At 51.4% G+C, this 14,235-nt stretch carries 18 protein-coding genes; 4 read left to right on the top strand and 14 right to left on the bottom strand.

All coding sequences use genetic code 11. The features are described 5' to 3' along the window. The first annotated feature begins 178 nt into the window (after positions 1 to 178). On the top strand, positions 179 to 841 hold the full coding sequence (ytfE, locus tag SK32_RS13485; protein ID WP_048212870.1) for an iron-sulfur cluster repair protein YtfE: 663 nt from the start codon (positions 179 to 181) through the stop codon (positions 839 to 841). A gap of 83 nt (positions 842 to 924) precedes the next feature. On the opposite strand, the gene cycA is transcribed toward ytfE, so the two are convergent. Further along, positions 925 to 2,334: a D-serine/D-alanine/glycine transporter gene (gene cycA, locus SK32_RS13490; protein ID WP_048212871.1), complete on the bottom strand. Its 1,410-nt coding sequence runs from the start codon at positions 2,332 to 2,334 to the stop codon at positions 925 to 927. A gap of 308 nt (positions 2,335 to 2,642) precedes the next feature. Continuing rightward, positions 2,643 to 3,263 (bottom strand): BamJ family beta-barrel-assembly machinery protein, encoded by a 621-nt coding sequence (gene fklB / locus SK32_RS13495; protein ID WP_048213487.1) that lies wholly within the window; start codon positions 3,261 to 3,263, stop codon positions 2,643 to 2,645. A gap of 218 nt (positions 3,264 to 3,481) precedes the next feature. Between fklB and SK32_RS13500 the strand changes: the two genes are divergently transcribed. Further along, entirely contained in the window at positions 3,482 to 4,132 is a 651-nt protein-coding gene (locus SK32_RS13500; RefSeq protein ID WP_048212872.1) for a LysM-like peptidoglycan-binding domain-containing protein, read from the top strand. A gap of 58 nt (positions 4,133 to 4,190) precedes the next feature. Here the strand turns inward: SK32_RS13500 and SK32_RS13505 are convergent, their stop codons facing one another. The 6 genes from SK32_RS13505 to SK32_RS13530 all read right to left on the bottom strand — a co-directional run bounded on the left by SK32_RS13505 (position 4,191) and on the right by SK32_RS13530 (position 7,619). Continuing rightward, on the bottom strand, positions 4,191 to 5,114 hold the full coding sequence (locus SK32_RS13505; RefSeq protein ID WP_048212873.1) for a DMT family transporter: 924 nt from the start codon (positions 5,112 to 5,114) through the stop codon (positions 4,191 to 4,193). Positions 5,115 to 5,256: 142 nt separating this feature from the next. Beyond that, positions 5,257 to 5,706, bottom strand: coding sequence for a 50S ribosomal protein L9 (gene rplI / locus SK32_RS13510; protein ID WP_005134442.1), 450 nt, complete (start codon positions 5,704 to 5,706; stop codon positions 5,257 to 5,259). A gap of 41 nt (positions 5,707 to 5,747) precedes the next feature. Beyond that, positions 5,748 to 5,975 (bottom strand): 30S ribosomal protein S18, encoded by a 228-nt coding sequence (rpsR, locus tag SK32_RS13515; RefSeq protein WP_000135199.1) that lies wholly within the window; start codon positions 5,973 to 5,975, stop codon positions 5,748 to 5,750. A 4-nt stretch (positions 5,976 to 5,979) separates the two neighbouring features. Continuing rightward, complete coding sequence (priB, locus tag SK32_RS13520) at positions 5,980 to 6,294, bottom strand: primosomal replication protein N (RefSeq protein WP_003025674.1); 315 nt, start codon at positions 6,292 to 6,294, stop codon at positions 5,980 to 5,982. Positions 6,295 to 6,300: 6 nt separating this feature from the next. Next, complete coding sequence (gene rpsF / locus SK32_RS13525; protein WP_003025672.1) at positions 6,301 to 6,696, bottom strand: 30S ribosomal protein S6; 396 nt, start codon at positions 6,694 to 6,696, stop codon at positions 6,301 to 6,303. A gap of 158 nt (positions 6,697 to 6,854) precedes the next feature. Further along, positions 6,855 to 7,619: a TSUP family transporter gene (locus SK32_RS13530; RefSeq protein ID WP_048212874.1), complete on the bottom strand. Its 765-nt coding sequence runs from the start codon at positions 7,617 to 7,619 to the stop codon at positions 6,855 to 6,857. Positions 7,620 to 7,917: 298 nt separating this feature from the next. Between SK32_RS13530 and yjfY the strand changes: the two genes are divergently transcribed. Then, positions 7,918 to 8,193, top strand: coding sequence for a DUF1471 family protein YjfY (gene yjfY / locus SK32_RS13535; protein ID WP_003025668.1), 276 nt, complete (start codon positions 7,918 to 7,920; stop codon positions 8,191 to 8,193). Between the two features lie 133 nt (positions 8,194 to 8,326). On the opposite strand, the gene SK32_RS13540 is transcribed toward yjfY, so the two are convergent. The 6 genes from SK32_RS13540 to ulaA are packed head-to-tail and all read right to left on the bottom strand — an operon-like array spanning position 8,327 to position 12,735. Further along, a complete protein-coding gene (locus tag SK32_RS13540; protein ID WP_048212875.1) occupies positions 8,327 to 9,013 on the bottom strand; it encodes an L-ribulose-5-phosphate 4-epimerase in 687 nt (228 codons plus the stop codon). Further along, on the bottom strand, positions 9,013 to 9,867 hold the full coding sequence (locus SK32_RS13545; RefSeq protein ID WP_048212876.1) for an L-ribulose-5-phosphate 3-epimerase: 855 nt from the start codon (positions 9,865 to 9,867) through the stop codon (positions 9,013 to 9,015). Before SK32_RS13545 ends, SK32_RS13540 begins: the two co-directional genes overlap by 1 nt. Positions 9,868 to 9,876: 9 nt before the next feature. Continuing rightward, positions 9,877 to 10,527: a 3-keto-L-gulonate-6-phosphate decarboxylase UlaD gene (gene ulaD, locus SK32_RS13550; protein ID WP_048212877.1), complete on the bottom strand. Its 651-nt coding sequence runs from the start codon at positions 10,525 to 10,527 to the stop codon at positions 9,877 to 9,879. A 12-nt stretch (positions 10,528 to 10,539) separates the two neighbouring features. Beyond that, a complete protein-coding gene (ulaC, locus tag SK32_RS13555) occupies positions 10,540 to 11,007 on the bottom strand; it encodes a PTS ascorbate transporter subunit IIA (RefSeq protein ID WP_048212878.1) in 468 nt (155 codons plus the stop codon). Positions 11,008 to 11,016: 9 nt separating this feature from the next. Then, positions 11,017 to 11,322 carry a PTS ascorbate transporter subunit IIB gene (gene ulaB, locus SK32_RS13560; protein WP_003025655.1) on the bottom strand — a complete coding sequence of 102 codons (306 nt, stop codon included), beginning with the start codon at positions 11,320 to 11,322 and terminating at the stop codon, positions 11,017 to 11,019. Between the two features lie 15 nt (positions 11,323 to 11,337). After that, on the bottom strand, positions 11,338 to 12,735 hold the full coding sequence (ulaA, locus tag SK32_RS13565; protein ID WP_040232971.1) for a PTS ascorbate transporter subunit IIC: 1,398 nt from the start codon (positions 12,733 to 12,735) through the stop codon (positions 11,338 to 11,340). Positions 12,736 to 13,098: 363 nt separating this feature from the next. Between ulaA and ulaG the strand changes: the two genes are divergently transcribed. Further along, positions 13,099 to 14,163: an L-ascorbate 6-phosphate lactonase gene (gene ulaG, locus SK32_RS13570; protein WP_048212879.1), complete on the top strand. Its 1,065-nt coding sequence runs from the start codon at positions 13,099 to 13,101 to the stop codon at positions 14,161 to 14,163. The last annotated feature ends 72 nt before the right edge of the window (positions 14,164 to 14,235 follow it).

Consider the following 14,235-nt stretch of genomic DNA (forward strand, 5'->3'; position numbering starts at 1 on the left):
ATCTTGTGGCGTAGCTTTTTTCGCCGCTTTGTCCCTTTTCAATAAGATTCAGCATGTTAACGAGATAAGAAATTTTCGTGACAATCATCACAAAATCCTCTGACCCGAAAGGGTTATATCCTTCCCCATAAGTTGCATTTAAAATACATCTTATATTATTGAGAATGAGGTAACGGCTATGTCTTATCGCGATCAACCTTTAGGTGAACTGGCGCTCTCTATTCCTCGCGCTTCGGCCCTGTTTCGTAAATACGATATGGATTACTGCTGCGGCGGTAAGCAAACGCTGGCACGCGCTGCCGCACGTAAAGAGCTGGATGTGGAAGCTATCGAGGCGCAGCTCGCCCAGTTGGCTGAACAGCCGCTGGAAAAAGACTGGCGTACCGTGGCACTGGCAGAAATCATCGACCATATCGTCATTCGATATCATGATCGCCACCGCGAACAGCTGCCGGAGCTGATCCTGCAGGCCACTAAAGTTGAACGTGTTCATGCCGACAAGCCGAGCGTACCGCGTGGTCTGGCGAAGAACCTGACGATGCTGCATGAAGAGCTGTCCAGCCACATGATGAAAGAAGAGCAGATCCTGTTCCCAATGATCAAACAGGGCATGGGTAGCCAGGCGATGGGGCCAATCAGCGTGATGGAAAGCGAACACGACGAGGCCGGCGAACTGGTGGAAGTGATCAAGCACATCACCCACAACGTGACGCCGCCGCCAGAAGCCTGCACCACCTGGAAAGCCATGTATAACGGCATTAACGAGATGATCGACGATCTGATGGAACACATCAGTCTGGAAAACAATGTGTTGTTCCCGCGTGCCCTCGCAGGTGAATAAAAAAAGGCGCCCGAGAGCGCCTTCCTGAAGTCCGAATTCGGCCACTGCTTATGTGGCCTTTTTTGTGTCCGATATGACAACGCTTAACGCATACCCGCCATACGTTTCTTACCGATAAACAACCAGCCCAGACCCAGCGCGATGAACCACAGCGGCGTCACCATCAACGCCTGACGGGTATCTTCTTCCAGAGTCAGCAGCACCAGTACGAAGACAAAGAACGCCATACATACCCAGCACATTAGCTTGCCTAACGGCATCTTGTAGATCGATTTCTCATGCAGGTGTGGACGCTGTTTGCGGTACACCAGGTATGAGCAAAGAATGATGGTCCAGACAAACATAAACAGGATTGCCGACACGGTGGTGATCATGGTGAACGCGCCAATCACGCTCGGGTTCACATAGAGCATCACCACGCCGCCCAGCAGACAGATACAGGAGAAGGTTAAACCTTTCGCCGGAACCGCGCGTTTAGACAGCTTGGCAAACGCTTTAGGCGCAACGCCTTCCTGTGCCAGGCCGAACAGCATACGGCTGGTAGAGAACACGCCGCTGTTTGCGGAAGAGGCCGCTGAAGTCAGCACCACAAAGTTAATCAGGCTCGCCGCCGCAGGCAGACCGACCAGCACAAACAGCTCAACGAATGGGCTCTTGGTTGGTACTACCGAGCTCCACGGCGTCACGGACATAATCACGATCAGCGCGAAAACGTAGAACATGATGATACGGATTGGAATCGAGTTAATAGCGCGCGGCAGAGACTTTTCCGGATCTTTAGTTTCTGCAGCCGTCGTACCTACCAGCTCAATACCCACAAACGCGAACACCGCTATCTGGAAGCCGGCAAAGAAGCCGCTCAGACCTTTCGGGAACCAGCCACCGTCATTCCACAGATGCGTGAACGAAGCCTGAACGCCGGTTGGCGACTGGAAGTGCGTCAGTACCATCACCAGACCGACGACAATCAGGCCGACAATGGCGACGATTTTGATCATCGCAAACCAGAACTCCATCTCACCAAACATTTTCACCGTGGCGAGGTTAAGAGCCAGCAACAGAATGATCACCGCCAGTGATGCCACCCAGTCTGACAGTCCGGGGAACCAGAATTGCGCATACGCCGTAATCGCAACGACGTCTGCCATCCCTGTAACCACCCAGCAGAACCAATAGGTCCAGCCGGTAAAATACCCGGCCCATGGCCCGAGCAGGTCGGAGGCGAAATCACTAAAGGATTTGTATTCGAGATTCGAGAGCAGTAATTCTCCCATTGCCCGCATCACGAAAAACAGCATAAAACCGATGATCATATAGACAAAAATGATCGACGGCCCGGCGAGGCTGATGGTTTTCCCTGAGCCCATAAACAGGCCGGTACCAATAGCGCCACCAATGGCAATAAGTTGAATATGACGGTTTGTGAGATTGCGCCGTAGCGACTGTTCAGACGAAGCCTCTTCAACGGCGTCGACTTTTACCTGATCTACCATGTTTTTTCTTCCTGTACCTGTCTGTGTTGTTCAGGCTCTACGGCCTTTAGTGTGTCTATGATACGACGATCCTGTTGGCAGGACTCATCGATATTAGGTAAGAATCGGCGGGATGAATACTAAGATTTAGATATAATGTTAATTTTATGTTTAAAGTGAGTGTCATATCACTCTGATAGCGAGAATCAGTTCACAAAAATACACGCAATAACATCATTTGCAAGATAAAATATCGACATCGACGTAACTATAGCTTTTCACGCTATTTTGTTGCTCCCCCCAGCGTCGGGGGGAACAGAAGTTACTGCTTACAGGATTTCAAGCAGCTCAACTTCAAATACCAGCGTGCTGAACGGAGGAATGGACGCGCCAGCGCCACGCTCACCGTAAGCCAGTTCCTGAGGAATAGTCAGTTCCCATTTCGAACCTACCGGCATCAGGGTCAGTGCTTCAATCCAGCCAGGGATCACGCCGTTAACCGGGAATTCAGCCGGTTCGCCACGCGCAACAGAGCTGTCAAACACGGTACCGTCGATCAGTTTACCGGTATAATGCACGCGTACGTGGTCGGTACGTGCCGGGATAGAACCTTCGCCCTGAGTCAGAACACGGAACTGCAGACCGGATTCAGTGCTGTTCACACCCTCTTTCTCACGGTTTTCTTCCAGATATTTGACGCCATCAGCCGCCATAGCCTGGAAACGCTCGCGACGTACTGCATCAGCACGTTCGTGAATTTCACGCAGCGCACGGTGCACAACATCAACAGGCACTGCCGGGTGTTTACCTTCCAGCGCATCAGCGATACCCGCTACCAGCGCTTCAGGCAACAGCCCTTCCAGACCGGATTCGCTCAGCTGTTGTCCTACCTGCAAACCAATGCCGTAGCTTGCTTGCGCTTCGATAGTGTCAAAAGTCGGGTTAGCCATCATATTTCCTTTCATCGGATGTAAAGTAGCGGGCAGCATATCAGCCATGCCGCATCCGGTAAAACTTTGTCTCGGGAACAGATGACAAATCGCGAGGAAAAAGAAACAATGCTATTGCCCGCATCAATGTCACGAAAGCGGGTACCTGAACAAGTATCATAGAGTTAGCGATCTATACTCTATGACAGAGGAACGAGACGCGGAGCAGGAGGAAAGCCATGCCCGGGCGCTTTGAATTAAAACCAACCCTGGCGAAAATCTGGCATGCACCGGACAATTTTCGCATTATGGACCCGCTACCGCCTATGCACCGACGCGGCATTATTATTGCTGCTATCGTGCTGGTGATAGGTTTCCTGCTTCCTTCCAGTGACACTACTGATACCCCTGTGGTTACGCGTACTGCCCAGCTGGATTTACAGTCACAGTCGCAGCCGCCAACCGAGGCTCAGCTTCAGGCACAGTTAGTGGCCCCGCAAAACGATCCCGGCCAGGTGGCTCCCGTTGCGCCGGAACCCATCCAGGAAGGAGAACCAGACGCGCAGCCGCAGGCTCAGCAATCACAGCCTCAGACGCAGCCCTTTCAGCAGAATAGTGGTATTGAGCAGCAGTGGCGTACCTACCGCGTAGACTCAGGGAAAACGCTGGCGCAGGTCTTCCGGGACCATAACCTTCCGCCAACTGATGTGTACGCCATGGCGCAAGTGGAAGGTGCCGGGAAGCCGCTGAGCAATTTGAAAGACGGCCAGATGATCCAAATCAGGCAGAATGCTAACGGGGTGGTGACCGGGTTAACCATTGATAGCGGAAATGGTCAGCAGATATTGTTTACCCGCCAGCCCAACGGCAGCTTTATTCGCGCACGCTAAGACTGTCTCAGTCAGTAGGCCTGATGCGCGTAGCGCCATCAGGCCTCAAGGTGAAGCACTAACGCTTCACCTTATTCACCCACCAGATCCCCGAACAGACCAGCACCAGCGCCAGCGCATATTTCCATTCGAGAATGTTTTCGCCGAGGAATATCGCCGACAGCACCGCCCCCGAAACCGGGATCAGGAAGTTAAACGGCGCAATCATCCCCACGCGGTTGTACTTGAGCAAAATGCTCCACAAAGCGAAGGCCACCGATGAAAGCAACGTCAGGTAACCCAGAATAGCCACTGAAGCTAAGCCGTGTACGGTCAGCGTGCCACCAAAAGCATAACCGCCGATAACTAACGCCAGACCGCCCATCCCCAGTTGGTAGCCTGTCATGACCGTCGGGTCTACCGTCTGAGAAATGCGTTTACCGTATAGCGTGGCGGCAGAAAGGATAAAGGCCGCTATCACCACTGAACCATCACCTAACAGGCTGAAGCTAAAATCCATTCCGCTGTTAAAGTTCACCACCATCACGCCGGTAAAACCCAGAATACAACCTAGTGCTTTGTTGTAGCTTAGTTTGTCGTTTTGATAGATAAAATGGGCCAACAGCACGCTAAAGAATGTCCCGGTCGCATTCATGATGGACCCTTTCACCCCCGTCGTGAACGCCAGGCCAATATAGAAGAAGATGTATTGCAGCGAGGTTTGCGTCAGCCCCAACAGCGTGAGTTGGCCGTACTGACGCGGGCTTAACCGGCCAATCGGTTTACGCTGCGCCATCGCCAACAGTAGCAGCAATAATCCCGCAAACAGGAAGCGATAGCCGGCAAAGACAATTTTTGACGGAATATCATCCGTGGCAATCTGGAAGATCTCATATCCGCTTTTGATCGCCGGATAGGCGCTCCCCCACAGCAGGCAGCAGAAGGCTGCGCTCAGATAGACAACATTTTTACGCGCGAACAGAGGTTGGTGCGTTGGTTCCATTCCATCACCACTTTGAAATAATGTTTTATTTTTATGATTATCCCGAAAAGGACAAAGAATAGCCAGAGCGAAAAACAGGAGGGTAGAAAAGCAAAACGCCGGCACAGGGCCGGCGCTTTTACGCGGTCATCAGAATAAAAACTTATTCTGCAACTACGTTTACAGTCAGCTTAGCAAACACTTCGCTGTGAACCTGGAAGCTCACTTCGTGCTCACCAGTGGTACGCAGAACGCCGTTCGGCAGACGAACTTCGCTCTTAGCAACTTCAACGCCAGCTGCAGTTACAGCGTCAGCGATGTCGCGAGTACCGATGGAACCGAACAGTTTACCTTCGTCGCCAGCTTTAGACGCGATGGTTACGGTTTCCAGTGCGTTGATTTTCTCAGCACGAGCTTCAGCAGCGGCCAGAACGTCAGCCAGTTTGGCTTCCAGTTCAGCGCGACGCGCTTCGAAAAATTCAACGTTTTTCTTGGTAGCAGGAACAGCTTTACCCTGTGGTACCAGGAAGTTACGAGCATAGCCCGCTTTAACGTTAACCTGATCACCCAGGCTACCCAGGTTTGCTACTTTATCAAGCAGAATAACTTGCATTACCTTATCCTCTCAAAGTCGTATTAATGGACCGTGACCGATTACTGATGACGATCAGTGTACGGCAGCAGGGACAGGTAGCGAGCGCGTTTGATAGCGCGAGCCAGCTGACGCTGGTATTTTGCACGGGTACCGGTGATACGGCTTGGGACAATCTTACCGCTTTCGGTGATGTAGTTTTTCAGCGTAGCGATATCTTTATAGTCGATCTCTTGAACGCCTTCCGCGGTGAAACGGCAGAACTTGCGACGACGGAAATAACGTGCCATATGGCTAGTCTCCAGAATCTATCAATTCAATCTGCTCGGCATGCAGAACCATTTTGCTCAGGCCGTTCTTTGCCTTGTGGCAAGAGATGAACCCCTGAACGGTCACTGCGCTACCGACCGTTATACTGTGAGTAATGGCCTGGTTTTCGTGTCCGCTAATAATAACGGGCATTTGGCACCACGCCTGCCGGTGAAACCCGGCTTCCTCCTGCACAGAACGATGCTCAAGCACGAACTGGCAATGAGGAATTCCTGATGGACTGACCTTTCGAAGGGGAGCCCTGCACACGGTGCCGGACAGCGCCAGACGGTTGGTCATCAGAAATTACTCTTCAGAATCCCCAGCTTCAGCATCATCTGCGGTTTCGTTAGCGAAATCATCGCGACGTTCACGACGCTCGTCTTTCGCTTTAACCATCGGAGATGCTTCGGTAACAGCGTGTTTAGTACGCATAACCATGCTGCGGATAACGGCATCGTTGAAGCGGAAGGTAGTTTCCAGCTCATCGATCACTTCCTGCGGCGCTTCAACGTTCATCAGAACGTAGTGAGCTTTGTGCAGTTTGTTGATCGGGTAAGCCAGCTGACGGCGGCCCCAGTCTTCCAGACGGTGGATCGTGCCTTCTGCACCAGTGATGGCAGCAGTGTAGCGTTCGATCATACCCGGAACCTGTTCGCTCTGGTCAGGATGGACCATAAAAACGATTTCGTAATGACGCATCGAATTGCTCCTTACGGATTATTCAGCCTCCTGTCTGGGTCAGCCGAGGCCCATGGAGGCAAGGAACGTGTTAAAGGTCGGCTGAAAAATGACGCGTCATAATACTGGGGTCAGCCGCTAAACTCAAGGTGCTTGTACGATTATTTATCGTGTCGCCATTAATACATATCCAGCAGCATTTTGACGCTGATGCAAATGGAGACAATGACAATCATCGGCCGGATAACTTTCTTCCCGCGCGTCAGTACGACTGTCGCGCCAAGACGTGCGCCAAGGGATTGCCCGGCAAACATCACCAGCCCCAGCGACCAGATCATTTTACCCCCGAAAATGAAGAACAGAATCGAGGCAACGTTCGACGCCAGGTTGATAAAATTCGAGTGAATTTGCGCCTTATCGATGCTGTATCCCCACAGCAGGATGTAGCAGAGCGTATAAAAGGAGCCGGCCCCGGCACCGAGAAAACCATCATAAAACCCAATACCTCCCCCGCAGATCAACGAGAAGAGAAACAGGGATACCTGCTGCTTTCTTTTCGGTTCGCTAAGATTAGGCGCAGAAATAAAGTAGATGGCGACCGCGATTATCAGGATCGGCAGCAGTTTCTTCAACACGTCCGGCTCAATAAACTGGATAAGCGTCGTGCCCAGCGCAGAACCGATAAAGGCAGATAAAAAGACATATTTGTGTTCCTGCACATTAATATGTCCCCGGCGTAAAAAGTAAATTCCGGAGGTCAGCGAACTGCCCAACGCCTGAATCTTATTGGTTGCCAGCGCGTTAGCCGGGGGTAAACCGGAAATCAATAATGCGCCAATAGAAAGAAACCCGCCGCCACCTGACACCACGTTAATAAAGCCAGCCACCAGCGCGACCATAAACATAATCACAAAGTAGCTGAAATCCATGAATGAAGTATCCATAAGTTTTTGCCTTATTATCATAAAGTTATATTAATTATCTGGCTCACTATAAACGGCGTACTCACCCGATTAAATTGACTATTTGGTAAGAGCTTATGCGCGTAAGGCAGGTATTTTTAACCGCAGCGGAAGGCATCAGCTGATTGTTAATTAAAGAAAAGATGACTTTGCGGTAATTTTTTGAACAACTGCATCAGAAATGGTCGCTATCGACAGCGCCGGCAGCGGTTAAAATTAAATCAGAAGTTATCCACTCACAGGAGAGAGCTAACCAGAGACCGCAGTCGAGGAGGTACCTATGCGAGCCCGTGTTTTGACCCTTCTGGCTGTACTTTTGCTCAGTGCAAATGCAACGGCAGCCATCAAAATTGACAATCATCAGGCCAGGAATATGGATGATGTGCAGAGCTTAGGCGTTATTTACATAAATCATAACTTCGCCACTGAAAGTGAAGCCACTCAGGCCCTGAATGAAGAAACCGATGCGCAAGGCGCAACCTACTATCACGTGATCCTCACCAGGGAACCCGGTAGTAACGGAAATATGCACGCCAGTGCAGATATTTATCGCTAGCACCCAGAAATAACCAACGAGAACATTGCCACAGTTTGACTTGCCCCCTTCATTGGGGGCTTTTTTTTGCAAAAAAATCCCGAAGCCAGACCGATCTCATCCCCATGAAGAGTTGGCTTCGGAACGTTTTTTCTTACTTCTGCCCGTAATAGGCGTTTGGGCCGTGCTTACGCATGAAGTGCTTATTCATCAGATAACCGTCAATAGCGCTGAGAGCCGGGTTAATGCCACGCGCAATCCACGCCATTTTTGCCACCTCTTCCATCACAACAGCGTTATGTACTGCGTCGTGAGCATCTTTGCCCCAGGCAAACGGGCCATGTTGGTACACCACTACGCCAGGCGTATGTAAAGGTTCCACCTCCCCGAGCGTTTCAATAATCACCCTACCGGTATTAAGTTCATACTCCTCCTGAACTTCAGCTTCAGTTAAAGCCCGGGTACAGGGAATATCGCCAAAGAAGTAGTCCGCGTGAGTGGTACCCAGTGCCGGGATCGCCAGCCCCGCCTGCGCCCAGGCCGTGGCATGAGTAGAGTGCGTATGCACGACTCCGCCCAGCGACGGATAACGCTGGTAGAGCGCCAGATGGGTGGCGGTATCGGAAGAAGGACGAAAGCCGCCTTCTATCACCTTCCCTGACATATCGACCACGACCATATCATCAACGGTCATGTGCTCGTAGGCGACACCACTGGGCTTGATCACCACCCGCCCGCGCTCGCGGTCAATGGCGCTGACGTTGCCCCAGGTAAATGTCACCAGCCCGTAGCGCGGCAAATCCATGTTAGCCTCAAAAACCTGCTGTTTAAGTTTTTGCATTACACCGCCTCCATCAGACCTGCGTTGGCCATACGCGCCTTCACCCAATCGCGCGCCTTCGCAACTTCACGTACCGGGTCATCCGACGTTTCACTCCACATCTCAATCAGGTATGGCCCGCAGTATCCACTCTGTTTGAGCGTCGCAAAACAACGTTCGAAATCAACGACTCCTTCACCAAACGGCACATTTTTGAATACGCCAGGTTTGGTATCCTTCACGTGTACCGCGACGATATGGCCTACCCCAGCCTGCAGTTCCATCTGCACGTCGTTATCCCACGCCGACAAATTGCCAATATCGGGATACAGCTGGAACCACGGATTGTTGAGATAGTGGGCGTAACCCAACGCCTTGCTGATCGAATTCATCAGCGGATAATCCATGATTTCCATCGCCAGCGTCACCTGCGCACGGCTCGCCATCTCCACACTCTCTTTTAGCCCATCGCGAAACCGACGACGCGTTTCGTTATTGGCCTGCTGGTAATAGACGTCGTAACCCGCCAGTTGAATAACGCGAATACCAATATCCTGCGCAAACTGAATGGCTTTACGCATAATTTCCAGCCCCTGTTCGCGCACCCGATCATCTTCGCTGCCAAGCGGGAAACGACGATGAGCGCTCAGGCATATGGACGGTACTCGTATCCCTGTCTCGGCGATAGCCGCCACCAGCGCCAGTCGCTGCTCGCGATTCCAGTCAAGACGCGCCAGACGGGCATCGGTTTCATCAACCGACATTTCGACAAAGTCAAAGCCCAGTTCCTTCGCCAGTTGCAAGCGTTCGAGCCAGCACTCCCCGCCGGGGAGTGCTTTTTCATAAATACCGAGCGGGACCTGTTTCGACAACATAGCCGCTCCTTATCCCCACAGCTGGGCGATGGAACGTTTAAACTGACGAGCGGCCTCAACCGGAGAAGCGGCGTCGCGAATGCTGCGACCAGCGATAAAGACGTGAATCGGGATCCCTTTGAACAGCGGCAGATCCTCCAGCGCCAGACCACCAGTAACGGTAACTTTAAAGCCCATATCGGCCAAACGCCTGATCGCAGTGATATCCGCCTCTCCCCACGCCACGCCTGCCGCCTGCGCATCACGACTGCGGTGATAGACAACTTGCCCAATACCCGCGTCACGCCACTCCTGCGCCTGCTCCCAGGTCCAGTAGCCGGTCAGTTCAATCTGTACGTCACCGTTAAATTCTTTCGCCACCTCCAGCGCACCCTTGGTGGTGTTGATATCGGCACAGCAGATGACAGTAATCCAGTCAGCGTTGGCTTCGAAACACATGCGGGAGAGGATTTTGCCCGCGTCGGCAATTTTAGCGTCCGCCAGCACTATTTTATGCGGGTAAAGCGCCTTCAGATCGCGAACGGCACGAACGCCCTCTGCCACGCAAAGAATCGTACCCACCTCAATGATATCGACCTCTTCGGCAATCAGACGCGTCGTTTCATACGCGGAAGACATTGATTGGTTATCCAGCGCTACCTGCAACATAGGTAATGACATTTTGGTATCCTTTTAAACAGCCGCCGCAGTGGCGTTATCAATTAAATCCAGCACTTCCTGCGCGGTGCGGCAGGCGCGTAAACGGTCGAAATTGGCTTCGTCGTCAAACAGATTCACGATCTGCATAATGCCCACTTCCTGATGCGTGTTGGCGTCAACTGCCGCCATCGTGATCAGAATATCGACCGGGTCGTTATCTTCGTGGTTAAACACCAGCGGCGTTTTCAGCGTCACCAGCGCAAAACCGGTTTTCTTGACTCCTTCCTCCGGACGGCCGTGAGGCATCGCCAGGCCTGGCGCAATCACAAAGTACGGGCCAAACTGCTCAACGCCATCAAGGATGGCCTGGTAGTAGCGTGGTTCAACCACATCAGCCTTAACCAGCAGATCCACGCCAAGCTTTACCGCTTCCTGCCAGGTGCTGGCCTCGGCCTGTAAAAGGATGGAATTATTGTTTGCCAGCGAATCACGTAATTTCATGGTGCGTCCTTACTTCACATCCTGTGGGAAATGCGCTTTGATCACTTCCAGCAGTTTTGGTCCAAAATCGGCGGGAGACAGCATGTTGCGCACGCCGACAACATATTTATTGCCAGATACGGTAATCTCGCCGGCAATATGGGTAGAGGCGATGATGATATCTGCGCCGCTCAGTTCACTTTTGTATTCCCCCACGGCACAGCTGTTTACCGTATGGTCGATATTTGACTGGGTTAAAAACTGATCCACCTTCATTTTCATGATCATGGAACTGCCCTGCCCATTGCCACATACAGCCAGAATACGTACGGTCATAATCGGAACTCCTTTTTAAGCAGAGTGTTCTGCCAGTTGTTTTTCTGCGTCTTCCTCAGCGCGCAACGTACGCCCTGCGAAAAACATATAAGCCAGTGCAATCAGAATAATGACGGCCATAAACACGATGCCGATGGAGGCGAAACCCTGCATCATCGGCGGCGCCAGAATTGACCAGTCCGCCATGCCCATCCAGGCACTCATACCGGTAAGCTTCACCGCCCAGACGCAGCCAAAGATTTCGATCATCCCCATCACCAGGCAAATCTTGAGCGCCGCGCGCCAGCCGCCAAAGTGGTTAGCAAATACGCCGATAGTGGCGTTCGAGAAGAACATCGGGATAAAGCCCGGGATAATCAGGATGGAGGAGCCGCAGCCCACAAGGATGCCCACCGCAATCAGTTGGCCGATAGTGCCCCACATAAAGCCCCAGACCACCGCGTTAGGAGCAAAGCTATAAATCGCCGCGCAGTCGATGGCCAGCACCGCGCCGGGAATCAAACGTTGAGAGATACCGTTGAACGCTTCTGAAAGTTCAGCAACGAACATACGTACACCCTGGGTGATGATGAAAATAGCGACGGCGAACGAAAAACCAGTCTGCAGGATATAGACTGTCCAGTGGGTTTTACCCGCCATAGCCTGAACCACATCAATACCAAAAGAGAGCAGGATCGCGCCGAAGAAAATGGTCATCACTATCGCGGTAGAAACGATGTTGTCATGGAAGATATTCAGCCAGCCTGGCAGCTTGAGATCTTCCACGCTCTCCTCTTTCTTACCCAGGTAAGGCGCGACTTTGTAGGCAATCCACGAGGCGAACTGCTGCTGGTGACCGATGGAAAAACCGCAACCGTCGGTCACTTCCTGGGTCGGTTTGTACATCATATTGGAGGTAATACCCCAGTAGAGCGACACCAGCACCGCAGTGCAGATAATGGTCGTCCACATGGAATAACCAAAGATGTAGAAAGAGACGGCAATCAGGCCCGCCTGCTGGAACATGATGTGCCCGGTCAGCATGATGGTTCGAATGCCGGTAATACGCCGTAGCAGTACATAACAAATGTTCAGCGCCAGCGCCAACAGTACGGCGTACCCTACCCAACTGTAGGCATCACCCATTCGTTCGATGGTTGCCATCATGGAGGCATAGGTATCGGAGATCGCGCCATTGATACCGTAAACCTCAGACATCTTCGCCACTACCGGTTTGAACGTGCTGGTGAGAATGCCAGATCCCGCCTGCAGCAGCATAAAACCGATAATCGTTTTGATCGTGCCTTTAATGATAACGCTGACACTTTTACGCAACAGGATATAGCCAAGACAGGTCACAATACCCAGCAACAGCGGGGCGTTGGTCATAACCTGATTAAAAAAGACGGTAAAGATGTTGTAGAGGATCTCCATAACGATCTCCAGTAGACGAAGTTGCCGGGCTTTCCACACGCCAGGATGTTGTGCACTCACTGTAATTTTCAAAAGTAATCACAACAAGATTAAATTTGATTAAATGTGATGAAGTACGCAAATAATTACCACATTTGAAAAATGGGTAATTATTCAATGCTATGAAAAACATTCAATACCAATTAAATCAATGAATTACAGAAAGCGGAATAGCGTAAAATCACCTAAAATCATTACATTACCTTTTCTGTTATCCGCACAAAGCTCAAAAATCCCCCATTGCCAATATGAAAAAATAATGTCAGGATTAATCAAAACAAATCATATATTGATTTAATTTGAACAAAAATGAAGGTAAATGCGATGAGTAAAGTAAAAAGCATCACGCGTGAATCATGGATCCTGAGTACATTCCCGGAGTGGGGAAGCTGGCTGAATGAAGAGATCGAACAGGAACAGGTCGCACCAGGCACTTTCGCTATGTGGTGGCTTGGCTGTACCGGAATTTGGCTGAAGTCGGAAGGCGGGACTAACATCTGCGTCGATTTCTGGTGCGGCACGGGTAAACAGAGTCATGGCAACCCGCTGATGAAAACCGGCCACCAAATGCAACGTATGGCTGGGGTAAAAAAACTGCAGCCTAACCTGCGCACCACGCCGTTTGTTCTTGATCCGTTTGCCATTCGACAGATCGATGCGGTACTGGCGACGCACGATCATAACGATCACATCGACGTGAATGTTGCGGCAGCCGTCATGCAGAACTGCGCCGACGACGTGCCGTTTATCGGCCCACAAACCTGCGTGGATCTGTGGATCGGTTGGGGTGTGCCAAAAGAACGCTGCATCGTGGTGAAACCGGGCGACGTGGTTAAAGTAAACGATATTGAGATTCATGCGCTCGACGCGTTTGATCGTACTGCATTAATCACCTTGCCTGCAGATCAAAAAGCAGCAGGCGTCCTGCCTGACGGCATGGATGCACGTGCAGTTAACTACCTGTTCAAAACGCCGGGCGGTACGCTGTACCACAGCGGTGATTCGCACTACTCCAACTACTATGCAAAACATGGCAACGAATATCAGATCGACGTCGCGCTCGGCTCCTACGGCGAGAATCCGCGTGGTATTACGGACAAAATGACCAGCGCCGACATGCTGCGTATGGCGGAAGCGCTGAATACAAAAGTCGTGATCCCTTTCCATCATGACATCTGGTCAAACTTTCAGGCCGATCCACAGGAGATCCGCGTCCTGTGGGAGATGAAAAAAGATCGCCTTAAGTATGGCTTTAAGCCATTCATCTGGCAGGTAGGCGGCAAATTCACCTGGCCGCTGGACAAAGATAACTTTGAATATCACTATCCGCGCGGCTTTGATGACTGTTTCACGATTGAGCCGGATTTACCGTTTAAATCCTTCCTGTGATCCACACAAAATGCCGGGCTATCCCGGCATTTTTTCCCTTTTACTTTAGTATTTCCAGGCTATTTCAAATAT

Origin of the sequence: Citrobacter sp. MGH100, assembly GCF_001034465.1 — a bacterium.
GTDB lineage: Bacteria > Pseudomonadota > Gammaproteobacteria > Enterobacterales > Enterobacteriaceae > Citrobacter > Citrobacter youngae.